The organism is Dyadobacter sp. HNCC25DJ185 (assembly GCF_056895195.1).
Genome location: NZ_JBXHAR010000003.1, coordinates 406,858 through 432,135, shown reverse-complemented (window position 1 = coordinate 432,135; position 25,278 = coordinate 406,858). Strand labels below are relative to the sequence as shown.

The 25,278-nt window shown below is 45.9% G+C and carries 22 protein-coding genes; 10 read left to right on the top strand and 12 right to left on the bottom strand.

Features of this window, described 5'->3' with window-relative positions:
• The first annotated feature begins 22 nt into the window (after nt 1-22).
• Nucleotides 23-574 carry a type 1 glutamine amidotransferase domain-containing protein gene (locus AC1XUF_RS10355; protein ID WP_483341706.1) on the top strand — a complete coding sequence of 184 codons (552 nt, stop codon included), beginning with the start codon at nt 23-25 and terminating at the stop codon, nt 572-574.
• A gap of 42 nt (nt 575-616) precedes the next feature.
• Here AC1XUF_RS10355 and AC1XUF_RS10350 read toward each other — a convergent pair whose 3' ends face one another.
• Nucleotides 617-1,264 carry a hypothetical protein gene (locus AC1XUF_RS10350; RefSeq protein ID WP_483341705.1) on the bottom strand — a complete coding sequence of 216 codons (648 nt, stop codon included), beginning with the start codon at nt 1,262-1,264 and terminating at the stop codon, nt 617-619.
• Between the two features lie 109 nt (nt 1,265-1,373).
• Here AC1XUF_RS10350 and AC1XUF_RS10345 point away from each other — a divergent pair, with 109 nt between their 5' ends.
• Nucleotides 1,374-2,882, top strand: a complete 1,509-nt coding sequence (locus AC1XUF_RS10345; protein WP_483341704.1) for an ATP-binding cassette domain-containing protein — start codon at nt 1,374-1,376, stop codon at nt 2,880-2,882.
• Here the strand turns inward: AC1XUF_RS10345 and porQ are convergent.
• Nucleotides 2,879-3,925, bottom strand: a complete 1,047-nt coding sequence (porQ, locus tag AC1XUF_RS10340) for a type IX secretion system protein PorQ (RefSeq protein ID WP_483341703.1) — start codon at nt 3,923-3,925, stop codon at nt 2,879-2,881. The genes AC1XUF_RS10345 and porQ overlap by 4 nt on opposite strands.
• An 87-nt stretch (nt 3,926-4,012) precedes the next feature.
• Between porQ and AC1XUF_RS10335 the strand changes: the two genes are divergently transcribed.
• The 6 genes from AC1XUF_RS10335 (at nt 4,013) to AC1XUF_RS10310 (ending at nt 12,979) form a co-directional block, all read left to right on the top strand.
• The gene (locus tag AC1XUF_RS10335; RefSeq protein WP_483341702.1) at nt 4,013-5,572 is read left to right on the top strand and encodes an acyl-CoA carboxylase subunit beta; all 1,560 of its coding nucleotides are present in this window, start codon (nt 4,013-4,015) and stop codon (nt 5,570-5,572) included.
• Between the two features lie 168 nt (nt 5,573-5,740).
• The gene (locus AC1XUF_RS10330; protein ID WP_483341701.1) at nt 5,741-7,015 is read left to right on the top strand and encodes a Gfo/Idh/MocA family oxidoreductase; all 1,275 of its coding nucleotides are present in this window, start codon (nt 5,741-5,743) and stop codon (nt 7,013-7,015) included.
• A 74-nt stretch (nt 7,016-7,089) separates the two neighbouring features.
• Nucleotides 7,090-10,530 (top strand): 3-keto-alpha-glucoside-1,2-lyase-like domain-containing protein, encoded by a 3,441-nt coding sequence (locus AC1XUF_RS10325; protein WP_483341700.1) that lies wholly within the window; start codon nt 7,090-7,092, stop codon nt 10,528-10,530.
• Between the two features lie 381 nt (nt 10,531-10,911).
• Nucleotides 10,912-11,334 (top strand): RES family NAD+ phosphorylase, encoded by a 423-nt coding sequence (locus AC1XUF_RS10320; protein WP_483341699.1) that lies wholly within the window; start codon nt 10,912-10,914, stop codon nt 11,332-11,334.
• Nucleotides 11,335-11,497: 163 nt separating this feature from the next.
• A complete protein-coding gene (locus AC1XUF_RS10315) occupies nt 11,498-12,331 on the top strand; it encodes a strictosidine synthase family protein (protein ID WP_483341698.1) in 834 nt (277 codons plus the stop codon).
• A gap of 39 nt (nt 12,332-12,370) precedes the next feature.
• Nucleotides 12,371-12,979 (top strand): RNA recognition motif domain-containing protein, encoded by a 609-nt coding sequence (locus AC1XUF_RS10310; protein ID WP_483341697.1) that lies wholly within the window; start codon nt 12,371-12,373, stop codon nt 12,977-12,979.
• A gap of 31 nt (nt 12,980-13,010) precedes the next feature.
• On the opposite strand, the gene AC1XUF_RS10305 is transcribed toward AC1XUF_RS10310, so the two are convergent.
• The 8 genes from AC1XUF_RS10305 to AC1XUF_RS10270 all read right to left on the bottom strand — a co-directional run bounded on the left by AC1XUF_RS10305 (nt 13,011) and on the right by AC1XUF_RS10270 (nt 21,993).
• Nucleotides 13,011-13,379 (bottom strand): DMT family protein, encoded by a 369-nt coding sequence (locus tag AC1XUF_RS10305; protein WP_483341696.1) that lies wholly within the window; start codon nt 13,377-13,379, stop codon nt 13,011-13,013.
• Nucleotides 13,376-14,566: a nucleoside permease gene (locus AC1XUF_RS10300; protein ID WP_483341695.1), complete on the bottom strand. Its 1,191-nt coding sequence runs from the start codon at nt 14,564-14,566 to the stop codon at nt 13,376-13,378. The genes AC1XUF_RS10305 and AC1XUF_RS10300 overlap by 4 nt, the downstream gene beginning before the upstream one ends.
• Nucleotides 14,567-14,629: 63 nt before the next feature.
• Entirely contained in the window at nt 14,630-17,293 is a 2,664-nt protein-coding gene (gene mutS / locus AC1XUF_RS10295; protein WP_483341694.1) for a DNA mismatch repair protein MutS, read from the bottom strand.
• 95 nt (nt 17,294-17,388) lie between these two features.
• Nucleotides 17,389-17,985, bottom strand: coding sequence for a pseudouridine synthase (locus AC1XUF_RS10290; RefSeq protein WP_483341693.1), 597 nt, complete (start codon nt 17,983-17,985; stop codon nt 17,389-17,391).
• 32 nt (nt 17,986-18,017) lie between these two features.
• Entirely contained in the window at nt 18,018-18,602 is a 585-nt protein-coding gene (locus AC1XUF_RS10285) for a Uma2 family endonuclease (RefSeq protein WP_483341692.1), read from the bottom strand.
• Between the two features lie 101 nt (nt 18,603-18,703).
• Complete coding sequence (locus AC1XUF_RS10280; protein WP_483341691.1) at nt 18,704-19,468, bottom strand: exodeoxyribonuclease III; 765 nt, start codon at nt 19,466-19,468, stop codon at nt 18,704-18,706.
• A 23-nt stretch (nt 19,469-19,491) separates the two neighbouring features.
• Nucleotides 19,492-21,324, bottom strand: coding sequence for a hypothetical protein (locus AC1XUF_RS10275; RefSeq protein WP_483341690.1), 1,833 nt, complete (start codon nt 21,322-21,324; stop codon nt 19,492-19,494).
• Between the two features lie 36 nt (nt 21,325-21,360).
• On the bottom strand, nt 21,361-21,993 hold the full coding sequence (locus AC1XUF_RS10270; protein ID WP_483341689.1) for a hypothetical protein: 633 nt from the start codon (nt 21,991-21,993) through the stop codon (nt 21,361-21,363).
• 142 nt (nt 21,994-22,135) lie between these two features.
• Here AC1XUF_RS10270 and AC1XUF_RS10265 point away from each other — a divergent pair, with 142 nt between their 5' ends.
• A complete protein-coding gene (locus AC1XUF_RS10265) occupies nt 22,136-22,645 on the top strand; it encodes a DUF4494 domain-containing protein (protein WP_483341688.1) in 510 nt (169 codons plus the stop codon).
• 44 nt (nt 22,646-22,689) lie between these two features.
• On the opposite strand, the gene AC1XUF_RS10260 is transcribed toward AC1XUF_RS10265, so the two are convergent.
• A complete protein-coding gene (locus tag AC1XUF_RS10260) occupies nt 22,690-23,430 on the bottom strand; it encodes a hypothetical protein (protein WP_483341687.1) in 741 nt (246 codons plus the stop codon).
• Nucleotides 23,431-23,601: 171 nt separating this feature from the next.
• On the opposite strand from AC1XUF_RS10260, the gene AC1XUF_RS10255 reads away from it, so the two are divergent.
• Complete coding sequence (locus AC1XUF_RS10255; RefSeq protein WP_483341685.1) at nt 23,602-24,420, top strand: UDP-2,3-diacylglucosamine diphosphatase; 819 nt, start codon at nt 23,602-23,604, stop codon at nt 24,418-24,420.
• On the opposite strand, the gene AC1XUF_RS10250 is transcribed toward AC1XUF_RS10255, so the two are convergent.
• On the bottom strand, nt 24,421-25,170 hold the full coding sequence (locus AC1XUF_RS10250; protein WP_483341684.1) for a carboxypeptidase-like regulatory domain-containing protein: 750 nt from the start codon (nt 25,168-25,170) through the stop codon (nt 24,421-24,423).
• Between the last annotated feature and the right edge of the window lie 108 nt (nt 25,171-25,278).

Here is a 25,278-nt window from a genome sequence, read left to right as displayed (position 1 = left end):
ACCCTTATAACAATTCCAATCCATGGAACCGTCACTAAATTCATTCAAAGTTGCAATTCTAGTTGCAGATGGATTTGAGCAGGTAGAAATGACCTGCCCTAGAAAAGTCCTAAATCAAAACGGCGCGACAACTCACTTGATCTCTCCCAACAAGGACTGGGTCAAGGGATGGAACCATTTGGACTGGGGGGAAGAATTCGGCGTAGATGTGCCGCTCAATATGGCGAGACCTGAATATTACGACGCACTTTTGCTGCCGGGCGGCGTAATGGGGACAGATGCTTTAAGAATGAACCAGCATGCGGTGGACTTTGTAAAATCTTTCTTCTCTGCCGGAAAACCCATCGCTGCGATTTGTCATGGACCGCAGATCCTGATAAATGCAGATGTTATTCTGGGTCGGACGCTGACTTCTTACGCTTCTATCCGGCATGATCTCGAAAACGCGGGGGCTATTTGGGTCGATCAGGAAGTAGTTACGAACAATGGCTTGGTTACCAGCCGTACTACCGACGATCTTTCCGCATTTACAGGCACAATGATCAAAGAATTTAATCTGGAACTTCATCAATAAACATATCCGGAAAGCGGAATACAGAATTCTGTATTCCGCTTTTTAATGCCCTTTCTGCATCAAAATCCCTAACCTCAAAACCTGCCCGGCAAGGCCAAAAAGGGTAATAGCGATAAACGGCCCTAAATCAAACAGTCCGCTATCAGCTGGTGGCAGCGGGAACGTCATCACATTCAGCACGATAAGCCCTATTCCCATTAAGCCTAAGGCAAGGCCCCAGAACTTCAAAACGGGAACCTTTTGAGTGCCTAACCAGAACAGGATCAGAAAAGTACCGATGAACATATCCCAGGCTACATCCATTCCCATATCGATCAGCCTGACCGACTCCTTGATGACACGCAGGTTATCAACATTCTCTTTGATTACTGAAAAGTCCATCTCGCTTTGAACGGCCAGTTGGGCCGATAAGAAAATCGCGCAAATGGTGAATGCAAAACTCCCAAAAACAAAGCCCAGGTCATTGAAATAAGAGGGATTTTCTTTATTGATCAATTCTTTGATAGCGAACAAGTGTATAATGCCAAAAATGGGAAACAGCATTGCGAGCAAAAAAGTGATCTGGTTGGATAAAGAAGTAAATGCAATAACGAGATAGGACGCAACCGAAAGAAGGCCGCATATCCCTCCTGATAAGGTTAGATTTTTGAGATTATGTTGTTGTGTCGAAATTTTTGGAGCTGCTTCCATGACTATTTGTATAATTTTGAATGACTATGAAGCTAATTTTTTTTCATTTAATTATTGGGCGAAGATTAGTTTGCGGTCACTTTGAGTCAATTAACGGTTTTCAAAAAGCATGTCCCCCATTTCGCTCCAGAACGTTTCGGTTCGCAAATACGATTCTATAGTTCTTTCTGATATATACTGGGAGATTCAGCCTGGTGAAAACTGGGCGGTTATCGGGCCGAATGGTTCCGGAAAAACAATTTTACTTGAAATACTTGCGGGCAAATGGCCCGTACTTTCAGGCAAAATCATCTACGGGCTGAATGCCCCTATTCGTGACTGGGTCGAGCTGGTTTCCAATGATTACTCTTTCAATCGCATCGTCAGTGCCGGAGCAGAGTACTACCAGCAACGTTTTCACGCCTATGAGGCCGAGCGCGCGCCAACCGTGAGGGCCATACTTACGGATCAGCTTAAACCGGTCGGTACGGTTGATGACAGGTCTGTGAAGTTGCAACCGTCGAAAGTAAGCGAAAAGGATCTCAGGCTGGTTTGTGAACTGCTGTCCATTACGCATTTACTAGACCATGCTTTCGTGACCTTATCCAATGGGGAAACAAGGAGAATGTTACTGGCAAAATCTCTGCTTAAAAAGCCCAGGATACTGATGCTGGATAATGCTTTTAGCGGTCTTGACGTACATTCCAGAGAAGTATTAAGAAATGCACTGACGAGCCTGTCGAATGAAGGTGTAACCATCGTCATGGCGACCACAGCGGCCGAAATTCCGCCGTGTATAACGCACGTAATGGAACTCGAAACCGGAAAAATCAGGGAAACGTCCGCTGTAAATGATTTTAAGGCAAAATCAGAGCACTTTGATTTGCCCAGGCCGGACGCGCAGGCTCTGGCTCATTTTGGGCATCCTGAGTTTACAGACTTCCGGTTCGCACTTGACCTTCGGAACATTGTAGTAAAATACCATGATCAGCTCATCCTGGATCGTGTAAACTGGCAAATCGCAAAAGGGGAAAAATGGGCACTATCGGGACCAAACGGCTCGGGGAAATCCACACTGCTGAGTATTATCACGGCCGATAATCCACAGCGCTTTGCAAATGATTTTGATTTATTTGATCGTAAACGGGGAGGAATTGGCGCATCCATATGGGATATCAAGCAAAAGATCGGACACGTCTCTCCCGAACTGCACCTCTATTTCCCCCGAAACACTACCGTATTTAAAACCGTTGCATCGGGATTTTTTGACGCTACCGGTGTCTTTTTCAAAAAGCTCACAGCAGTGCAGATCGAGCGGGTTAGAGAAGTCGCTGCCCTTTTGCATGTCGGACACCTGGTGGAAAAGGATTTTTCACAACTGTCCAAAGGCCAGCAAAGAATGGTGTTACTAGCCAGAGCGTTAGTTAAAAATCCGCCACTGTTAATCCTGGACGAACCTTGCCAGGGATTGGATGCGGAATCTATCGAGTATTTCAAATCAGTGGTCAACGCGGTTTGCGATACCCCTGAGCGAACTCTAATCTATGTTTCGCACTATCCCCACGAAATTCCAGGCTGCGTAACCCATTTTTTAAAACTGGAAAAAGGAATGGTTGTTAACAGATTTTCAAATCGCTAACCGCTTTTTTTGAAATTCATCACAATGGAAAACGAGCTGCTTCCAAAGCCGGGAACATATTGAGCCCTTCCATAAACGATATCGAAACGTTTGATCTTTAAAGCAGCACCAACTGAAAATCCGGCAAGAGCCCCTTTGTTAGCCAGCCGCAATTCCTGACGACGCAGGTGGTCGTACCCCAGTAGCAGATGAAAATTGCGATGCACCAGTGCTTCTGCTCCTATCGAAAGATGTCTGCCTAATTTCTCAGCCAGTCCGACTTTCCTGGCCATTTTATTTCCCAACAAGTCATAGGTATAGAACAGCGCCGGGTCATTGTATACCATATCGAATTTGTTGAGGTGATGGGCGGTTAGAGAGAACCGGATCGGCATGTATTTCGGCTTAAACGTAACACCAGCACGTACGTCCAATGGCAAAGCAGGTGTAGTTGCTCCTGTATAGTTCTGCTTCAGAAAACCCATATTTTTGATCACAAACCCAACGGTCAGCTCTTCATCCGGATGCTTGAATACGCCTCCCCAGTCAAATGCAACTCCCCAGACGTGGTAAGCTTCCACCGACGCCCCAACGAACTTCGCAGTCCCTCCCAGTGTGAAGGCTCCAATGGTATGCGCATATCCTGCTGAAAGTCCATGATCGGCTGCTCTAAACTCCCCTATCACATTTCCCGCATCGTCCGTCTCGACCATCGTTCCATAATTCATATACTGAAGTCCCAACGCCCAAACGCCCCCGGATCTCCCCAAGTGATCCGCATAAGCCAGGTTCACAAACTTTGTATCGGCCAGGTACGGCATTAAATTAAGGGAAGCGTGATCGGCTTTTGAACTGTCGAGAAGCGCCGGATTCTGTAGAAACAACCCCGGATCGTTGCCAGGGACGGTAATATGATTGGTGCCTAAGGCGGTACTGTTTGCCTGTCCCGGCAATTGCAGAAAGTCGAGTTTACTTCTGCCGCCCGTTGATTGAGCCGACACAAGTTTTTCACCTGCCACCAAAAGGCCCATTAAAATAAATACCAACCGGCCTATCTCCCGCATAAGAATCCAATAATTTCCCGAATCAGTAAATTGACACTATATTTATAAACCGTTCAAAACAAAAGTAACCATATCGGCCTGTATTACATGGATTCAGTATCTGCTGCCAGTTTAAAAAAAGCATTTTTAGATGAAAGAAATCGTGAAGCCGATTTGGGCGGAGGAGAAAAAAGGATCCAGGCGCAGCATCAAAAAGGGAAATTAACTGCCAGGGAGCGCATCTCTGTTCTATTGGACGAAGGTACTTTTGAAGAGATAGGTAAGTTCGTGCTACATCGCAGCAACGATTTTGGATTGGACAAAGAACATTACCTGGGCGACGGGGTAGTGACCGGATATGGCAAGATCAGTGGCAGGCTCGTCTATATTTTTGCGCAGGATTTTACTGTTTTTGGTGGATCATTATCAGAAACCCACGCGGAAAAAATATGCAAGATCATGGATCTTGCTATGAAAAACGGGGCACCATTAATTGGACTTAACGATTCTGGCGGGGCGAGGATCCAGGAGGGGGTGGTGTCACTGGCTGGCTATGCCGATATTTTTTATAAAAACACGCTGGCATCCGGCGTTGTGCCTCAAATATCCGCGGTAATGGGCCCTTGTGCCGGCGGGGCTGTATATTCTCCTGCGATCACTGATTTTATTCTGATGGTTGAAAACACCAGCTATATGTTTGTGACCGGTCCTAATGTCGTAAAAACGGTTACCCATGAGGAGGTGAGTTCGGAAGAACTGGGAGGCGCGATGACCCATGCTTCCAAATCCGGGGTTACACATTTTGTTTCTCCCAATGAAGTGGAATGTCTTATGTCCATCAAAAAACTGCTTAGCTATATCCCTCAAAATTGCGAAGATACAGCTCCGCGGTACCCTTATTCCCACGCCGACGAATCCCGGCCCGCATTGAATAATATCATCCCTGAAAGCACTAACCAGCCATATGATATCAGGGAGGTGATTTCAGAACTTTCCGACACAGATAGCTTTTTTGAGGCACACCAGCATTTTGCTGAAAATATAGTAGTTGGTTTCGCCCGCATAGCCGGGCGCAGCATTGGCATTGTCGCCAATCAGCCTGCTGTGCTGGCAGGGGTGCTCGACATTCACGCAAGCCAGAAAGCCGCCAGGTTCGTGCGCTTTTGCGATTGTTTCAATATTCCGCTGCTCGTATTAGAGGACGTGCCTGGCTTTTTGCCAGGTACCGACCAGGAATGGAATGCAATTATCACCAACGGTGCCAAATTACTCTACGCTTTTTGCGAGGCGACCGTCCCGCGGATTACCGTAATTACCAGAAAAGCCTATGGCGGCGCTTATGATGTAATGAATTCCAAGCACATTGGCGCCGATATGAATTTCGCCTGGCCCAGCGCAGAAATAGCAGTAATGGGTGCAGGGGGAGCAGCCGAAATCATTTTCAAACGCGAAATTGCCCAGGCGGAAAACCCACGGGAAAAATTGGAGGAAAAAATAAAAGAGTACACCGAGAAATTCGCCAACCCCTACCGTGCCGCACACCGGGGATATATCGACGAAGTCATTTACCCGGAGCAAACCCGTGAGAAATTGATCCGTGCGTTTGAAATGCTTGAGAATAAAGTAGATGTACTGCCCCGCAAAAAGCACGGCAATATCCCGCTCTGATCATCAGCCCGGATTGTTTTTGGAATGTTAGGGGAAATGTTGTTCCATTCCGAAGTAATTATGACATTATAGGTTAGCAAACTAGGCTTGCTTTGCTACATTCTAAATATTGTCATAATTTCACAAGTACTTAATAATAATTTTTATTTTCCTAAACATCCTTAACTAATGGAAGAAAAAAAAGGCACGTCCGCGTCCAGGCGGAACTTCATCAAAGGTTCACTGGCAACGCTGGCCACATTTTCAATTGTGCCCCGCCACGTCCTAGGCAAGGGCTACCTCGCCCCGAGTGACCAACTTACAAAAGCAATTGTGGGTACCGGCTCCATGGGGCGCGGGCACATTCCCTATGCCGGAACAAAAGTGGTTGCATTGTGCGATGTGGATAAAAAGCATCTGGAAATAGCCGTGGGAATGGTTGAAAAGGGTGTTAAAACCTTCTCCGATTACCGCGAAGTGATCCAGCTTCCGGAAGTTGACATTGTTCACGTAGCTACTCCCCCCCACTGGCACGGCATTATCGCAGCGGACGCAGCCAGGGCCGGAAAAGATGTTTGGTGCGAAAAACCAATGACCCGTACGATTGGAGAAGGAAAGCGTCTGGTGGAAGCCGTTCAACAGCATGGAAGGATTTTCCGTCTCAACACCTGGTTCAGGTTTGAAGATAATTTTTATGGTATGAGAACGACTGTGAAGCCAATCAAAAAGCTGGTCCAAAGCGGATTGCTTGGCTGGCCGCTCAAAGTGACCGTAAGCAAGCATACCGGTTTCGACTGGAAATTCTATTGGGTTGGCAAAACAAACAATGCGCCGCAACCTGTGCCGGCCGAACTGGATTACGAAATGTGGCTCGGACCTGCCCCATATAAACCGTATAGTGAACACCGGGTACATCAGACTTTCCGCGGCTATTGGGACTACGATGGTGGCGGGCTAGGCGATATGGGCCAGCATTACATTGATCCTATCCAATATTTCCTTGGAAAGGACGATACAAGTCCGGTCAGTGTGGAAGTAGATGCGCCCCAACAGCACACAGAGGCCGTGGGAACTTGGAGACGTATTACTTATACTTATGCCGATGGCTGCCAGATCGTTTTGGACGGCGAAGCCAAGGATGAAAAAGTAGCCTATATCGAAGGGCCAAAAGGAAAACTCTACCCTAATTTTAAATCGGACATTCCTGACCTTGAAAAGAAATTAGCCGCCTTCCCCGACCCAGAACCTCAGGTTACCGACTTTGTGGACGCCGTTAAAAACCGCAAAAAATTTGCCCTCAATGAAGAAAATGGGCATCGCTCCTGTACCATTGTCAATATGGGCCTTGCCGCGTTAAGACTCGGACGCTCTCTAAAATTCGATCCTGAGAAACAGGAGTTCATTGACGACGAAGGCGCAAACCGCCTGATCAACCAGCCCATGCGCGGCCCCTGGACGATTTAAAGGAAATGAAATACGTTTATTCAAGATCTAAAAAAGCTAAACGGTTAAAAGCCATTAGCTAACAGCTTATACCAATGAAAAAGACATTTTGTACCATTGCGGCTTCTCTGCTGCTTGCATTGCAGGTTCAGGCCCAGACAGATAATTCCCTAACCAGCAAAATCGAAGTACTGTTTTCAAAAGTCCCTTCAGAGAATGAAGCTGGATTGAAAAAGAATATGGAGGCACTTGAACAGCTCGGTAAGCCGGGACTAGTCCAAATCGCATCCATGCTGACGCCGCCCGGCAAAGGCGACAATACAAAAATCCAGTACGCGTTGGGCGGATTTACTTACTACGCTTCCCAGGCCGGTAAAGAAGCTGCGCGCAAAAATGCAGCCGAGGCCTACGGTGAAGCATTAGGCAAGGTTAATGACCCAGACAGCAAAAACTTTTTGATTTACCAGCTTCAGACAGTTGGCAAAGACGAGTCGGTAGAAGTACTGAAGTCCTACCTGAAAGATGAGAGATTATCAGGTCCGGCTGCGAGAGCACTGTCGCGCATCGGGTCGCCTGCCGCAGGTAAAGCTTTACTAGAAGCATTGAACGGAGCATCGGGAAACATTCAAATTGCCATTACCGAAGCATTAGGAGGAAGTCGTTACAAGGAGGCAGCGGGGGTTATCGAAAAAACGGCTGCAAGCAATGAGATTAACTTGCGCAAGGTAAGTCTGTTTGCGCTTTCCGAAATTGGAGTACCTTCTTCGGAGCCAGTCCTGGCTTCGGCAGCCCAGAAAGTGGCTTATGGTTACGATGAGGCCGACGCTACGGCTGTTTATCTTAAATATCTGGGACGGCTGGCGGAAAACGACCATGCGGCTATTGCTGAAAAATCGGCTTTGGCCTTGCTGAAGAATACCCCTGATGCAAAACAGAGTTCGACACATTCTTCTGCACTGAAAGTGTATGCGGATATCAAAAAACGCGAATCGGTACCCATGCTGGTGAGTGCCATGCAAAGTGCAGATCCGCAATACCGTGCTGCGGCACTCAAGATTGGGCAAAAATATCTGATGGCCGATGGCGCCAGGCCCTGGGTGACTGCTCTGAAAAAAAGTAAGCCGGAGGTTCAGGCGGAAATAATCACCATGCTTGGCCGCGCAGAATCGAAGGATGCACTGCCTGAGATCCAGAAAATGCTGGGCTCCAAGGATCCCAAAGTGAAAACCGCCGCAATATGGGCAACAGGCAAAATCGGACAGGAAGGCAGTGTTGCGAGTCTGATACCGATTTTAAAAACCGGCAATCCAGAAGAAGTCAATGTTGTAAAAGGTACTCTGCTCACCACGAAAGGCGCTGGGGTGGTTGACCAGATCACCACCGTCTTACCAAGCCTTCCGGCAACCTCGCAGTCGGCAGTGATAGATGTCATTGCTGCAAGACAGGCCAATACAAAACTTCCGGCGGTTTGGGCTTTATTGAAAAGTAACAACCCGGAGGTCAGGAAATCTGCTTTCAATGCATTAAAATCCCTTGCTACCAGCAAAGACCTTCCGCAACTATTTACCTTGCTGAATTCGGCGAGTTCGGCTGAGGAAATTACAGCCGTTCAAAAAGCGGTCACGGCTGGGGTGAAAGAGTCGGGCACCGCAAGCGCGCAAACAGACCTGATCCTGAAACAAATGCAAGCATCTCCTGCTGATAAACAGGCCAACTATCTGGCCATATTCGCGAGCATTGGAGACAGAAAAGCATTGAATACAGTGGTTGCGGCTTATAACAGTGGCGATGCTTCAATCAAGAAAGGTGCGATCGCCGCATTGTCGTCCTGGAATGACGGAAGTGCCGCAAATGATCTGCTGGCTATTGCCACGAAAACCAATGATCCAGATGACTTTAATGCAGCTATTTCGGGATATATAGCAGCAGCTTCCAAGTCGGCAAAAACTCCGGCTATCAAAGTGATCATGTTGCGTGATGCGATGGCCCTGGCCAAAACAGACGCTCAGAGGGAGTCGGTCCTGAAAGAACTGTCACGATATAGAACCTTTAACGCTTTACTTTTTGCCGGAAAATACCTCGATAACCCCGCAACCCAACAAGCAGCGGCCCAGGCAGTAATGAGTATCGGGCTTTCAAGCAAAAACTTTTATAGCGCGGAGATTCGCGAATTGCTGACGAAAGCTGCGTCGGTTCTGACAGGTAAGGACAGCGATTACCAGAAGGAAGCCATCCGCAAACATCTGGCCGAATTACCTGCCGGAGAAGGATTTGTTTCTTTGTTTAATGGAAAAGACCTGTCGGGCTGGAAAGGGCTGGTTGAAAATCCGATTGCACGGAGTAAAATGAGCCCTGATACACTGGCGGCCAAACAGAAAAAGGCCGATGAAGTTGCTAAATCGGGCTGGTATGCCAAAGATGGCGAGCTGGTATTCTCGGGGCATGGCGACAACCTCTGTACCGTTAAGCCCTACGGCGATTTTGAAATGTATGTAGACTGGAAAATCCAGAAGGACGGCGATGCCGGGATTTATCTTCGCGGCACACCGCAAGTCCAAATCTGGGATACGGCCAGAGTTGACGTAGGCGCGCAGGTTGGATCCGGCGGACTGTACAACAACCAGAAAAATCCAAGCAAACCAACAAAACTTGCAGACAATGCTATCGGAAGCTGGAACACTTTTCACATAACCATGATCGGCGACCGCGTTTCAGTAGATTTAAATGGCGAAAATGTGGTCGACAATGTAGTACTCGAAAACTATTGGGACCGCAATCTGCCGATTTTCGCGACCGAACAACTGGAATTACAGGCACACGGAAACCTGATCAATTATCGTGATATATATGTTCGTGAGATCCCTCGCCCCGAAACTTTTACTTTGTCAGAAGCCGAGAAAAAAGAAGGGTTTAAAGTACTTTTCGACGGCACCAATATGTTTGAATGGACTGGTAACAAGACCGATTATTTTATCGAAAATGGCGAGATGGTCGTTGATCCCAAGAAAGGCGGAAAAGGAAACCTCTACACGAAAGACGAATACAGCGATTTCGATTTCCGTTTTGAATTTCAATTGACACCAGGTGCAAACAACGGGCTGGGCATCAGAACGCCTATGGAGGGTGATGCGGCGTATGTCGGTACCGAAATCCAGATCCTGGATAACGACGCGGATATCTACAAAGACTTGCATGAATATCAGTATCACGGCTCAGCGTACGGAATTATCCCTGCTAAAAGGGGATTTTTGAAGCCGCTGGGAGAGTGGAACTATGAAGAGGTGCGGGTTCAGGGTTCCAAAATCAAAGTCACACTGAACGGGACCGTGATACTGGACGGCGACCTTGCCGAGGCCAGTAAAAACGGGACCGCCGATCACAAGGAACACCCTGGATTAAAGCGCACAAGCGGACACCTCGGATTTTTGGGCCACGGATCGGAACTGAAATTCAGGAATATCCGGATCAACGATCTCACCAAAGTAAAAGAAGCGCCGGTGGTCACCACCAAGAAAAAATCAAAAAAACAGAAATAATTACTTCTGTTCCAATTTGGAAAATACCTCGTCAGCCGGCGAGGTATTTTTTTATCTTAGGTAAAGTATGAATTCGAATTACCGAAAGTATATAATAATCGTTCGTGCATAAAAATACAAACCGAAGCCCTACTCAACCTCGAAGAAGACGGCTCTAGTGGCAAGTCTCTTCCCGAACCGTGTATTGGTTATTACAGCATTGTCTTCCAGCATCATCATCAACTCCCCCTCTCACAAATCAGAAAGTCAGACGACTGGTTTTGAAAAAAGTGAATATAGTACGTGAGGTAAGGAAGCTGATAGGCCTGATCGACGATTGCGTCTTTTCATAAGCATCAGAAGCACTTATGATCTGATTTCGGGTCGGTCGGACAAATATATATGCACGCGACGTTACCGGCGAAGGTGCCAGGCTTTTTGGCGGGCGCTGTAACCACAAGCCCGTTCTCTGTATTTATAACCTCGGAATGCCGGGCGCTTGCCTTATTAGAACATACCGCTAATACCAAAATAGACGAGATTCCCGTGCACTGGGCATTACTACGTTTGAATCGTCGGGACTTATATTACATACATTCCGGTCCGTTAGCTCCCTGGCAATTGGACCACCGCGCCTGCCCCGGCACCCGTGAAGGATTTGGGGACAACACTTTAAAAAAGAACATTGCCGCCCATTTCCAAAATTCACGCTGCGATCTGCCTGAGGAATATATTTATCTTCTCAACCCGCTCACCGGAAATGACGCTATTTACCGTATTGCAGGCATCCGTGATTTTGTGTACGACATCAGGTTAAAACTTTAAAAAAAATTAAAGTACGGCACAAGACAGGTAGGGGCATTTTTATTTAGCTTTATTGTGATGACGCGAAAACGACGATTCGGAAAAGTAAATAAACTTTATTTCGTCTTTGAAATAAATATCAACCCGGAATTAATCAACTTGTATCGTACAAACTGAACCTCATATGAAAGCCAAAAACATTCTGCTTGCATCACTCTTATCCGCTTCTACTTTTTTTGCTGCTCACGCGCAGCACACGCTTACTCCATTGTGGTCCACAGAAGCTACTCTCCCAATCCCTGAATCGGTTTTGTACAGTGCAAAAAATAAGGTATTATACGTGGCCCTGATTGATGGTAAACCTGGCGAGAAAGATGGTGTGGGCGGAATCGCAAAGGTTGGGTTAGATGGAAAGATTATTACAAAAGACTGGATAACAGGACTTAACGCGCCAAAAGGAATGGGTGTAGCGGGTAACAAGCTTTACGTAACTGATTTAACCGAGGTAGTTGAGATTGATACAAAAACCGGCAAAATCATCAAAAAACATCCGGTAGAAGGGTCAAGCTTCCTGAATGACCTTACAATTGATTCAAAAGGAGACATATATGTATCCGATTCAAATACGAAGAAGGTACATTTGATCAAGGATGGAAAAGTATCGACCTATCTTGAAAACCTGACCGGACCGAATGGTCTGCTAGCTGTTGGTTCCGATCTGCTGGTAGCGGATGCCGGAACATTGAAAAGTGTCAGTAAAACCAAAGAAATAAAAATCCTGGCGCAGGGGATGGAAAAAAGCACGGACGGTATTGAACAGGTTGTACCTGGCGAATATATTGTATCTTGCTGGGCAGGGGTTGTTTATTATGTAAAAGCAGACGGAACAACCGAAAAATTATTGGATACGAGCGCCGATAAAACCAATTCTGCCGATATTGGTTATGATTCCGTTAAAAAAATAGTCTATATCCCGACATTCATGAAGAACAGTGTTGTCGCTTATCAGCTAAAATAAATATATTTATAACCTAAAAATCAAAAAACAGGCGTTTTCATGGACATTTTTGTTGGGAGTCTTTCTTTTAAGTTAAAGGAAAGCGAATTGCGTGAAGCTTTCGAAAAATATGGTAAAGTGAGCTCCGCAAAAATTATAATTGACAAGATCACACGTCAAAGCAAAGGTTTCGGGTTTGTTGAAATGCCCGATGAAAATGAAGCAAAATTGGCAATTAGTTCGTTGAATGGCGCAGAAATGTACGGAAGGGCTCTTGTCGTAAACGAATCGCAGAAAAGAGAACCGAGGACTGATGGCGGGACGGGCGCTCCAAGAGGTGATTTCAAAAGAGAAGGTTTCAGCAGACCAAGACCGGCCGAAGGCGGAGAAACCAGGCCCAGCAGCCCCGATACCGGCAGTACCGCAGGCAGCGGTGAGAGGAGCAACTTTGGCGGAGGAGGATTTGGCAATGACAAACCGAAAGGCGGTAATGATAGAAAATTCAGCGGAGGTAACGACCGGGGTGGTCATAGTGGTGGCGACCGTGGAGGATATGGCAATAAATCCAGGTCCGAGGGTCGTTTCGGTAAAAGCGAACCCCATAAAAAAGGAGGCGGCGGCTCCAAAAGAGATTGGGGCCGGGGAGACGACGACGACAGCTGGTATTAAGATTCAAACCTGTAAGAGATTACAGGTTTTTTTATTTACGGAAAATAAAATAAACGGCCAGCACGAGGAAGACAAAACCTACCAGATGGTTCCAGCGGAACGTTTCCGTTTTGAAGAAAATAAGCGTAAAAACGGTGAAAATGACCAGTGTAATCACTTCCTGGATTACTTTCAGCTCTACTAAAGAAAAAGGGCCTCCGTTTTCCTTAAAGCCAATCCGATTGGCAGGTACCTGAAAACAATATTCAAAAAGAGCTATTCCCCAACTGATCAGGATCACGGAGAATAGCCCTAATTTGCTAAACCACCCAAGCTCCTTAAATTTCAAATGCCCATACCACGCCATCGTCATAAATGCATTGGATAAAATAAGCAAGCCTATGGTTATAAAAGATTTCATGCGTCCGCCTTGATCTTATTGTCTTTAAAAAATAGAACGAATAATACGAGAACCACTGCAGCAATACCCGCCGGTACCATCCAGATACTAGTCCAGTTTTTTACACCACCCACCGTGTACATATCTGCTACCAAACCTGCCAGCCAGGAACCAATTCCCATACCAATACCATAAGTGGCAATGGAGATCAGGCCTTGTGCAGAAGAACGGTATTTTTCTCCGGCCTTGCTATCCGTATAGATTTGTCCGGTAACAAAGAAGAAATCGTAGCAAACACCGTGTAGAACGATTGCCAGATAAAGCAGCCATTCGTTGTTTACGTCGCCATAGCCAAAACCAATGAAACGTATAATCCAGGCGATCAATCCAACAATTAACATCCATTTTACCCCCAGACGACTAAAAGCCAGTGGAATCAACAACATAAAAACTACCTCTGATGCTTGTCCAAGAGACATTTTGTTTTCTACGTTGGTCATCCCCGAATCCGTGAGTGACGGATTGGCCATTGCGTAATAAAAAGACAACGGGACACAAATCAGTAGCGAAGAAATAAAGAAGATGGCAAAAGAGCGGTCCTTGAACAATTTGAAAGCATCCAAACCAAGAATATCCGCAAACGAAGTCTTCGTGCTTGGCTTTGGCGGCGTGTCCGGAAGGAAAAAGGAATATACGCCTAATAGTGCGGAGGCAACCATAGAAATCTTGAAAATCATCACATTATCCCCAAAGCCATAAAATCCGATGATGTTGGAAACAACAATCCAGGAGATAGTACCCATTACACGGATCGCTGGAAAATCTTTTTCAGAGTTGGTTACCTGCTGCATCGCAATGGAAGTCGTGAGAGACATCATCGGCGCGAAAGACACACAGTAAAGCAATATGACCCCAAAGAAATGGTCCGCGTCGGTAATATTGGAAAGAAAGTAAAGAAGCACTGCCCCCGCCAAACTTAAGACACCCAGCACCTTTTGAGCAGCGAAATACCGGTCGGCAATCATTCCGACGAAAAAAGGGGCGATGATTTGTGCAATTGAAAAAGCGGCATAAGCATTACCCACCTGGCTGCCAGTTGCGTGGAGTGCGGTAAACATATATTTACTCATTTGCCCATACCACGACCCCCATATGAAATAGAGCAGGAACATCATGGCCATCAATTGGAAACGCGTTGAATTTTTCATAGAAACTAGCAGGAGATTAAAGGTATCAGGAGATTATTGGTGATAATAAATGATGGTCTGGCGTTATTTTTTGATCAATCTTTGAAACTCGTTCAATTTCAAAAGTGCTTCGATGGGGGATAGCGTATTCACATCGACCAGCGACAACTTCTCTTTCAATTCTTCCATCCTGGGATCGGCAGGCTCGAAAATACTGAGCTGAAAATTATTCTTCGGCACTTCTTTTACCCGCTTCTTGTGATCCTGGGTAACATGGTCCTTTTCCAGATGCTGCATGATTTCGCTTGCGCGCAGCACAATCGGCTGGGGCATACCTGCCATTTGGGCAACGTGTATCCCGAAACTGTGCGCGCTTCCGCCCGGTTTGAGCTTGCGCAGAAAAATGACTTTGTTATCGACTTCCTTCACAGCCACATTGAAATTCTTGATTCTCGGAAAGTCTTCGGCAAGCTGGTTCAATTCGTGATAGTGAGTCGCAAAAAGCGTTTTGGGCCTGCAGGCGTGTTGGTTATGCAGATATTCGGTGATTGCCCAGGCGATAGAAACACCATCATAGGTACTGGTGCCTCGCCCAATTTCGTCCATTAAAACCAAACTGCGATCGCTCAGGTTATTCAGAATGCTGGCGGTTTCGGTCATTTCCACCATGAAAGTACTTTCGCCACGGCTGAGGTTATCGCTCGCCCCTACCCTGGTAAAAATCTTGTCAACCAGGCCGATCGAAGCCGATTTGGCGGGAACATAGCTTCCCATTTGCGCCATGAGGACGATCAGGGCGGTCTGGCGTAAAAGGGCAGACTTACCTGCCATATTAGGACCCGTGATAATGATAATCTGCTGGGTCGAATCATCCAAATAAAGATCATTGGGAACGTAACTCTCACCCAATGGCAACTGCTGCTCAATCACAGGGTGGCGCCCGGCCTTGATATCCAATTCATTGCCTTCAGTGATGACAGGCTTTACATAAATATTTTTGCGCGCCGTAACGGCAAAAGAACTTAATGCGTCCAGCGTCGAAATAATCACCGCATTTTGCTGGATTGTGCTTACATATTCCGCTGCTGTAAGGATCATTTCACTAAAAATCCTGAATTCGATTGCCGCTATCTTATCCTCGGCATTCATGATCTTTTCTTCATATTCCTTTAACTCCGGCGTAATGTAGCGCTCGGCGTTCACGAGGGTTTGCTTGCGGATCCAGTCTGCTGGAACTTTGTTCTGGTGTACGTGGGTAACTTCCAGATAATATCCGAAAACTTTATTGTAGGCAATTTTGAGAGAACCGATTCCCGTACGTTCTATTTCCCTGTTTTGCAGTTTCAAGAGGTAGTCTTTGCCTTCGTATGAAATTGCATGCAGCTCATCCAGCTCCGGATCCACTCCGCTTTTGATCATCCTGCCCTGATTAGAGAGTACCGGCGCATCTTCGCGCAGCTCGGTTTCGATCTTATCAATTAAAAAAGAACATGGATTAAGCTGGTCCGCATACTTGTTCAATATGGCCAGGGCTGGCGCCAAGGTCTTTTTTGGTCCTTCAGGCTTTCCAGCTTTGCTTTCCTCTTCTTGCAAAAGTCTGGATAAAATATCTTTGATCGGGCCAATCTGCTTGAGTGATTTTTTGAGCTGGACCAGTTCCCGCGGGTTAATCCTTCGGACAGCAACCTTTGAAATAAGCCGTTCCAGATCACCAATCTGCTTTAAGTACTGGATAACCGATTCGTGCAAATCCTCATGGTTCAAAAAATGCTCGACGGTATTGAGGCGCTCTTCGATCGGAAGTTTCTCTTTCAAGGGTAACACCATCCATTTCCTCAGCATCCTGGCACCCATTGGCGTGACGGTCTGGTCCAGAATTTGAATTAACGGTATCCCGCCTTCTTGCTGCGGATATACCAGTTCCAGATTCCTCACTGTAAACCGATCAAGCCAAACGTATTTCTCTTCTTCCAGACGGGTAATACGTCCGATATGTGCAATTTCCTTATGCTCGGTTTCCCTCAGATAGTGAAGTATTACGCCGGCCGCGATAATGCCCATAGGCAGGGTTTCGATTCCGTAACCCTTTAAAGTGGTGGTCTGGAAATGGGTGATCAGTTGCTCGTAGCCATAGTCGTACCCGAAACACCAGTCTTCCAGCTGAAAAGTATGGTATTTGCCCCCGAAAAGCTGATTAAATTCCTGTTTGTGTTTTTTGCAGAACAAAACCTCTGCGGGCGCAAATCCTTGAAGCATTTTATCAACATAGGCCGCATTTCCCTGCGATGTCATAAACTCTCCGGTGGAAATATCCAGGAAGGCTACGCCGTAAAGCTCCCCCTCACCCACATGGACGGCGGCGAGATAGTTGTTTTTTCGGATGTCCAATACATTGTCATTGTAAGAAACACCTGGTGTAACAAGCTCGGTTACTCCTCTCTTTACAATGCCTTTCGCGAGCGCTGGATCTTCGAGCTGATCACAGATCGCAACCCGTTCACCGGCGCGGACCAGCTTCGGAAGATAATTATCCAGAGAATGATGGGGGAAACCGGCAAGTTCCTCGTGGGCGCCGCCGTTGTTCCGGCGGGTCAGGACAATACCAAGGATTTTAGAAGCACGGATTGCATCCTCCCCAAAAGTTTCGTAGAAATCCCCAACCCTGAAAAGCAGCAATGCGCCCGGGTACTTTGCTTTGATTTGGTTATACTGTTTGTTAAGCGGGGTTTCTTTGTATGCCTTTGCCAATTATTAGCCTTATTTTAAAACTGGGTATTTACAAAATTAAGCCTTCTCTCCGGTTTGGCAAGAACGTTCAGGCCTTTTATCGACGCCCGTTCCGATCATTCATAAAATTGCTTCGCTTCTTCGGCCGTAACTTCCCATACGTCCCCGGGTTTAGGAAAACTATCTTTTTTGTCGGCCAATGAAATTTTTCCAATAGACCAGCGAACAAGGCGGAGCGTAGGAAACCCCACGCTTGCAGTCATTTTGCGAACCTGGCGATTTTTACCCTCGCGCAGGGTCAGGGACAACCACGAAGTCGGGATGTTTTTGCGGAATCTGATGGGCGGATTTCTTTCCGGAAGTTCCGGCTCATCGATCGGGTTTGCGGTTGCAGGTAGTGTAAGGTACTTTTTGCCCTCAATTGCAATGGTGACACCTGCACTTAGCAACTGGCAGGCCTCACTGGTTATGACGCCTTCGACCTGGACGTAGTAAGTACGGGTATGTTTGTGACGGGGTTCGAGCAGTTTTGTTTTGAGATAATTATCATTGGTCAGCAGGAGCAGACCTTCGCTATCTGTGTCCAGACGGCCAACCGGATAAATATCTTTTTTAAAATCAACACCGAGATCGGCCAATGTTGCATGTTCGCCTTCGCGGGTAAACTGCGAAAGCATGCCGAAAGGTTTGTAAATGAGGTAGTATTGAAACAAATGAGATAGGATTGACTATGTTATTGGCTTAGTTATTTAATGATTTTCCCAAGGTCCAATGTAAAACCGGGTAACAGAGATTCGCCTGAAAGTTTGATTTTAACAGTATTATAAATGACAGCAGGCGAGCCTGGTTTGTAGACATAAACTTTCGTGTCAATTAGATCAATCAGCCAGGCAAGCATTGTGCCATTGGCAATGTACTCATCCATTTTATCCAGCAGATATTTTAAATCATCTGATTTGGAGCGAATTTCGACCACAAAATCAGGGCAGATAGGAGCGAATTTCTCCTGTTGCTCTTCCGACAGCTTGTTCCACCGATCTGCCCTAATCCAGGAGACGTCCGGAGAGCGGACAGCTCCATTAGGTAATGTAAAGCCTGTCGATGAGTCGAACGCTTCGCCCAAACCCATTTCTTCATTCCATAAGAAAAAATGCCCTGATACTTTGAAATTGAACCCTCCTATAAATGATCCTGTTGGTGACATGACTATAATATTCCCATGCGAGTCCCTTTCGAACTCTAGTGTGTCGTTTATTTGGCAAAACTGAAAGAATTCCTCCTCACTCATCAGGTCACCCATTTTCAAAGTCACTGGCATTTCTACCTTCATAACTCAGTTATTTGATTCCTCTTTAACCAAAAATACAAAAATATCCCGGGGCATAGAAAAAAACGTCGGGCATTTCCACCTGGCCTAAGGCATTTGCAGGTCTACGCTATTTCCAACAACACTGGGCAATGGTCCGAATGTACGGCATCGTTGTATTGTCTACTAGCTACGATCCTGTCTTTCAGGGTATCGGCGACTGATATGTAATCAATACGCCATCCTTTGTTATTAGCCCTGGCTCCGGCCCGGTAGGTCCACCAGGAATATTCCCTCAGGTCGGGATTCTTGAAGCGGAACGCATCTGTATAACCATTCCCGAACCACTTGGTCATCCATTCGCGCTCCTCAGGCAAAAAGCCTGAGGACTTCTTGTTCCTGACCGGATCGTGAATATCGATTTCGGTGTGGGCAATGTTATAATCCCCACAAATGATCAGGTTGGGCCGTGTTTTCCGTAGCTCGTTAACCCAGTCGTAAAAATCGGCCAGAAACTTCATCTTCACAGCCTGACGGATTTCCCCGCTGGTACCCGATGGAAAATAGCAATTAAGCAGTGTAATATCTCCAAAGTCGGCTCTCAGAATCCTGCCTTCCATGTCATAAACGGGAATATCGCAGCCCACTGCAACGAGGTCAGGTTTCGCTTTTGAAAAAATAGCGACGCCGCTATATCCTTTTTTCTCAGCCGCGTGCCAGCCGATCAGCTCATATCCCAATGTTGCAAATCCGGAAAGATCAACGACATCGGGCGTTGCTTTCACCTCCTGAAAACACAAAATATCAACTGGTATGGTACTCAGCCATTCGATCAGGCCATTTTTCAAGGCAGCACGGATGCCGTTCAGGTTATAGGTAAGTATCTGCATAAAGACAAGATTTGCTAGTTCCTTCAATCAATTAAAACCTTCGTTCCTGTCGAAAGGGATTTCCAGTAACCCGTTTCAGGGCTGTTTTGATACATCACCCACACATCAAACCAGCCCGGTGGAAGTTTTGATTTAAAAAGAGCGTAGGAGTAACTATGACTGTAATAAGTCCTTTTTTTCAGAAATTCCGAAAATGTGTTGGGCACGGGGACCGCGGGAAGAACGAGGTTGATATGAGGCGAGGCAAATACAAAGTAAGACGGCTTTGCGCAATCGCCATATGTGTTTACTTTGAATTGATAGTATTTGGACGGAATGTTATTATCCGTGTTCCGGTATTGAAAACTTGCCTGAAAATTTCCTTTGAATTTCGACTTTTTATCGGCAGTTTTTGTGATCAGGCTCTCAGGTTCCGGAATGGTAAGGAACTGATAAAAATCGCTCAAACCCTCCTTCTCAATCGCAATGACCAGGTTTTTCATTCTTGTTGGATGGTTCCAGAAAGGTATGTCCCCAAACTTATCCCCGGCGGTCAGGAATGTCGTATAGTTCTTCCAGAAATAGCTGTCGATCACCAGGGCGTCGTGCAATTTCCTGACCTGCACAATGGACAGATAATAACTCATGAAATTCAGGGCCACAAAACCAGTCATTCCCAAACTTGCACATGTCCTTTTAACCCATTTGAAATCCTTGACAAAGATGATGATGCATACATAAAAAACCGCCAGCAGTGCGATCCCGAAAATCATGTAGCGCCTGGAAAATACATTACCGCCATACATGAAATAATTGTTCAGCGGTCGGCTGATTACAAACATCGCACCGGTTCCCAGTATAAACATCATCGCTCCCCAGAGAAACCAGTCGCTCCAAAACAGATTCCTCTTTATCACTATGCGCAAAGCCCAGGAAATAAATAGTGCTGCCATTGCCCCGCCAAGCAAAACGCATAAGATCAGGTCGACTTGAAAGCTGCTGACCAACGGATGCCTCACATCCAGGAACAATGCGTTTCCCCAAAAACCGAATACGAATATGAGATTGAATAAAGGATGCTTCCAGACCTTGTCCCCGCCTGAGGGAATGACGTAGTAATCAAACAAAAAGTAAAATGAAATAACCAGAACTGCACCAAACAGCCACCAAACCAGCAATTTGTATCTCTTCTGGAAGAGCAGCAGGATCGTTCCGATAATCCAGGCCAGCAGTCCGCTGCCGCTTGTGAAAGTAGTAAGCAATGCAGCAACAATTCCAAGATAGAAACCTTTCTGATCGCATCTTCCGATTCCATATGCCGTCAGAAAAGCAAAAAAGATCAATGGCGTATTTTGCAATGCCGCTATACCCCAGTAGGCATTCTCGAAGTAAACGAGGTTGAAGATGACGTAGGGAACAGGAATGAAATAATACCAGCCAATATGCTCCTTTCTGAAAGTCCGGAATAAAAGATAGGATATCCCCAACAAGAACAAGTTGCCTAGCATAATCTGCATCTTGATGTTAACGGTACCCGTCAGCAAAACCATGATCAGCATGACAGCCCTTTCAAACCCAAAACGATGCTGGTTTACCTGCGAAAAAAGGATTTTCACCCCGGTCACGAAATCAGATGCGTGCCGGAAATTATAAATAGTTTCGAGCAGATTGAAGTCGTCGGTGTAGGGTATGTTGACGACGTGTGCTTCCAAAAGCACATAAAAATAAACAACTGGCACGAGCATCAAGCCTATTCCAGACCATTTCCGCAGGGGTACCAGCTGTTTGGTAAAAAAAGAAGTGCAAAAGATAATCAGAAGGACGATAACCAGTCCGAAGTATTCAAATAAATGAGGATTATCTAAAAATAGCTTCAAAATAGGGTTCGATTGTTATCGTTTATGCAGGCAAAACTAGCGACCACCTATGATCATTTGGCTGGTGATCTCTTTTTCAAATGTGATATAACCCGGATAATTGATCTGTTTTCCGGCCACATCCAGTGTGGGTCTTACTTTGACAGTGAATTTTGTGGGTTTCACGCCGGATTTCCCGGCAAGGGACATAATCATGTTAATGAACTGATCACGGGTTTTATCATTGGTGATCAGCTGATAAGCATTGGCTGTCAATCTTACAGGCACTCTGGTACTTCCCGTCCCCGGTAAAACCTCGATCAACTGGTTCATATAACCGTTGAATATTTCACTATCGGATAACAGCACTTTATATTCCAGCTGATTGATCGCAGCACGCTTTTTAGTAGGATTAGTAATGTCCACATTGACCCTCAGGTCGAGCGGCACATTCCTTTTGAGAAGCCCCATGGCCAACCCCGGATATCTTGCCAGGTCAAAATCGTTGAAACCTCTGATATTCTTAAATTCCCTGACGTCAATTCCAGCAAGATAGACGCTGTCGACGGATCCAATATCGTATTTACAATCTCCGAATGTTTTGGCTTCCGACACCTGACGCCCGACACCACAACCTGCCAATACCGCCGCAGCGAACAATATCACAGCAACACAAATGTTCTTTTTCATTCCAGATTATTTTTCGCAAGTTAAACAGTAGCTATCAGAACGCACACTGAGTTTTCGGATTATTACTTTGCAGGGATATTTTTTTGCATGCATTGGCACAAGCATCTACATTTGCAGACTTTATTAAACAACACAATTACTTATGGCTAGCTGGTATTTAGGAAAAATCAGGTATCAAAAAGAGGATGAAGCAGGAAGCCTTAAAACGATCAACGAAGTCTATCTTGTTGATGCCGTTTCCTATACGGAGTCGGAAGCAAGATTGTACAAACAGATTGTTACCGGTGCAAGCGATTTCAGCGTAACCAGTATTACAAGAATGCGACTGGCCGATTTATTCGCCTATGAGGAAGGTGAGCAATGGTTCAAAGCGAAAGTGATCTATTTTTCGTTGGACGAGAAAAGCGGCAAGGAAAAGAAGATTGTTAACTATATGCTAGTCAACGCCGAAGGCATTCAACAAGCCCTCGACCGGATCAACGAAAGCATGCGTAATTTCCTGATCCCCTACGAAACTACCGACATTAACCTGACGCCGATCCTGGACGTTTTCCCGTATACCGCCGAAGAAGAACAACCCGAAATTCCGGCCAATATGCGTCCGCTCTCAGAAGTAATGGCAGAACGTGCTGCCGCTGAAACCACCGCATAGTGACTAGATCCGGTTTCGAATCCCAAGCTGAGACCGGATCTGTTTCAATCATTAACCTTTACTTCCTGATAACCTTTTGTGCGCGCCGTAAACGGTTCATGAACAATATCGGTCAGCTTAAAAACAAGGTCTTTTGAGCTGATCTCCGATATCAGCTGACTCGGTGTCAGCAAATGCATATAATCAAACGAAACGGGTAAACTGACGGCTCCTTCCACAAATTCAATACCATAAAGCGGATAAACGCTGAATGGCGTTTTGGTAATCCAGATTTTATCCTTCAAGTCGGAGGTAGCGTAACTCAAATCATATTCCAGGCTTTCCAAACCAAAATCGACCCGCCTGTTCCCTGTTGGGATGCAATAAGTATCGAAATCGGCCTTTTGCTGCGCTTTTGTTTCCGCGTCGGGTTTCAATTCTTTGACTATTTCGTTGACCCTTATCTTCTTGTCCTGGTCGTTTCCACAAAAGATATATTTGCCGTCCGGAAAACCAATGATGAAGTCAAAAGTCTTGCCACCTTCTCCAAAGCTGCTTTCCTTCCTGAAACACATCGCACCGGTCACCGGATCGAGATATATCTTCAATTTTCCACTGGTTTTGTCGGCCTTGTTCTGGTAATCAAAAACCATTGCGTGGCTGAAATAGTATTGCCCTGCCTGCGGTTTCCATTGGATGGCCCTTTGCTTGTCGGAAACGATTTTCCCGGTAACCTGCGCAGATGCCTTTTCTGAAACGGACAAAAATGCCAGCATCATTAATACTGAAAGTGGGTATTTCTTCATGATTTGATCAGCTTAAATAGCCGCAATCTAGAAAGAGCAGCACTAAAAATCCAGCAAAAGAAGTTTTACATTTTCACAAGCTGATAACCAGACATCAATTAGTCCCTCTACGATATGGAGAATGTCATTTAGGCAGAACATTGTAAATTGCAATTCATTTGCATCAATTTCATGAATCCCCAATTTGAAAAAAGGACCATTTCGATCCAGCCGGGCAAGCGTATTTACTTTTCATCAGATTATCACCTGGGCGTACCAACTCCGGCTGGCAGTCGGGAACGCGAAAAATTGATCATCCGATGGCTTGAATCAATTCAGCATGATGCCCAAACCATTTTCCTGGTAGGCGATATTTTCGACTTCTGGTTCGAATATAAAAAAGCGGTCCCAAAAGGCTTTGTTCGTTTCCTGGGCAAGCTAGCCGAGCTTGCCGACAACGGGATAGACATCGTTTTCTTTACTGGGAATCACGATATGTGGATGTTCGATTACCTTAAGGATGAAGTCAGCGCGGTGATTTGCCGCGATCCTGTAAGCTTTACCTTTCATTCGGAAAAAACCACAAGCAGGATACTGATTGGCCACGGAGATGGTCTTGGCCCTGGGGACCACACTTATAAGTTTTTAAAAAGGATCTTTAGAAACCCTTTCTTTCAATGGGTATTCAGGATCGTTCATCCGGATGTGGGCATGTGGATTGCCATGAAATGGTCCCGCGGAAGCAGACTTGCAAATGTCAACAAGGGAGAAGAAAAGTTTCGGGGAGAAGACAGTGAATGGTTATTTCAATATTGCCGCAATATCGAATTACTGGAACATCACGATTTCTATATTTTCGGGCATAGACATCTGGTGCTTGATTTGCAGGTCAACGCCAAAAGTCGTTATATCAATTTGGGGGAATGGGTCACACAACAATATTTTGCCGTTTTTGACGGGAAAAATCTTGAATTCAAGAAATTGGCACTTACAGAATATGAAGCGAGATAGTTAGTTACTGCCGTTTTTGCGAGGTTCACTCTCTGGTGAAGGCGGAATAAAATCCTGTTTTGTAATATTTTCTCTCGGAGCCGCATTGAGATCCTTTCTCCAATCCTTTTGTTTCAAATCACCTTTCTTCACTGATTTGATAAAGTTAGCCCAGGCAAAGGGGTTAAGAAAAGGGAAAGTCGTCGCAAAGCTCTTGTTAGCGGCAGACTCACGCCCAAACAACAATTGATCCATGGAATACCTGTAGTTGGTCTGCGCGTTATTGGGTACCTGCGCAGCCATCCTGTTGATATAGTCCGGATCGGTACTTTTCGCAAGCGCATCACGGTCGGCCTGATCGGGCAATTTCAAAGCCAAAAAAGCTTTCTTGAATTCTTCCTCTGTTGAATAAGGATAAATGGTAACCCCCGAAAGCGTAACCACATCCTCTCGCAAAGCGACAATCGCAGAATAGATATCAGAATTGTAGTTCCTGGGCACTATATGGTATTGCTTCTTAAAGCCTACATAGCTGAAAACAATGCTATCCCCCGGGAAAACAGGGATTGTAAATGAACCGTCACCCTTTGCCAGTGTCCCCCGGCCAGCATTCACAATGAATATGGTAGCTCCTCCAAGTCTTTCGGTGGTTTTACCGCCCACGACGACACCAGAAAAAATAATCGCTTTTTGTTCACCCTGAGCATATACATCCCGGACATCCAATATTCCCGCAATCGCCAGGATAAGTATAAAAAAACTCCGTCTCATTCTTTCCAGATTATCCTCCGGGACCCATGCATAGTCCTCAAAGTTTATTGATCAAGATGTCGTGCCGCAACAGCACAACAATATCCAATTCGCGTAAAAACTGTTCCT

What these genes read in the sequence shown, in the direction of transcription:
- AC1XUF_RS10335 (WP_483341702.1), top strand. Translation starts at nt 4,013, where the DNA reads ATGGATTCAGTATCTGCTGCCAGTTTAAAAAAAGCATTTTTAGATGAA.
- AC1XUF_RS10285 (WP_483341692.1), bottom strand. Translation starts at nt 18,602, where the DNA reads ATGAAGGTAGAAATGCCAGTGACTTTGAAAATGGGTGACCTGATGAGT.
- AC1XUF_RS10250 (WP_483341684.1), bottom strand. Translation starts at nt 25,170, where the DNA reads ATGAGACGGAGTTTTTTTATACTTATCCTGGCGATTGCGGGAATATTG.
- AC1XUF_RS10325 (WP_483341700.1), top strand. Translation starts at nt 7,090, where the DNA reads ATGAAAAAGACATTTTGTACCATTGCGGCTTCTCTGCTGCTTGCATTG.
- AC1XUF_RS10265 (WP_483341688.1), top strand. Translation starts at nt 22,136, where the DNA reads ATGGCTAGCTGGTATTTAGGAAAAATCAGGTATCAAAAAGAGGATGAA.
- AC1XUF_RS10280 (WP_483341691.1), bottom strand. Translation starts at nt 19,468, where the DNA reads ATGCAGATACTTACCTATAACCTGAACGGCATCCGTGCTGCCTTGAAA.
- AC1XUF_RS10255 (WP_483341685.1), top strand. Translation starts at nt 23,602, where the DNA reads ATGAATCCCCAATTTGAAAAAAGGACCATTTCGATCCAGCCGGGCAAG.
- AC1XUF_RS10270 (WP_483341689.1), bottom strand. Translation starts at nt 21,993, where the DNA reads ATGAAAAAGAACATTTGTGTTGCTGTGATATTGTTCGCTGCGGCGGTA.
- AC1XUF_RS10315 (WP_483341698.1), top strand. Translation starts at nt 11,498, where the DNA reads ATGAAAGCCAAAAACATTCTGCTTGCATCACTCTTATCCGCTTCTACT.
- AC1XUF_RS10350 (WP_483341705.1), bottom strand. Translation starts at nt 1,264, where the DNA reads ATGGAAGCAGCTCCAAAAATTTCGACACAACAACATAATCTCAAAAAT.
- AC1XUF_RS10330 (WP_483341701.1), top strand. Translation starts at nt 5,741, where the DNA reads ATGGAAGAAAAAAAAGGCACGTCCGCGTCCAGGCGGAACTTCATCAAA.
- AC1XUF_RS10260 (WP_483341687.1), bottom strand. Translation starts at nt 23,430, where the DNA reads ATGAAGAAATACCCACTTTCAGTATTAATGATGCTGGCATTTTTGTCC.
- AC1XUF_RS10310 (WP_483341697.1), top strand. Translation starts at nt 12,371, where the DNA reads ATGGACATTTTTGTTGGGAGTCTTTCTTTTAAGTTAAAGGAAAGCGAA.
- porQ (WP_483341703.1), bottom strand. Translation starts at nt 3,925, where the DNA reads ATGCGGGAGATAGGCCGGTTGGTATTTATTTTAATGGGCCTTTTGGTG.
- AC1XUF_RS10320 (WP_483341699.1), top strand. Translation starts at nt 10,912, where the DNA reads ATGCACGCGACGTTACCGGCGAAGGTGCCAGGCTTTTTGGCGGGCGCT.
- AC1XUF_RS10345 (WP_483341704.1), top strand. Translation starts at nt 1,374, where the DNA reads ATGTCCCCCATTTCGCTCCAGAACGTTTCGGTTCGCAAATACGATTCT.
- AC1XUF_RS10300 (WP_483341695.1), bottom strand. Translation starts at nt 14,566, where the DNA reads ATGAAAAATTCAACGCGTTTCCAATTGATGGCCATGATGTTCCTGCTC.
- AC1XUF_RS10355 (WP_483341706.1), top strand. Translation starts at nt 23, where the DNA reads ATGGAACCGTCACTAAATTCATTCAAAGTTGCAATTCTAGTTGCAGAT.
- AC1XUF_RS10305 (WP_483341696.1), bottom strand. Translation starts at nt 13,379, where the DNA reads ATGAAATCTTTTATAACCATAGGCTTGCTTATTTTATCCAATGCATTT.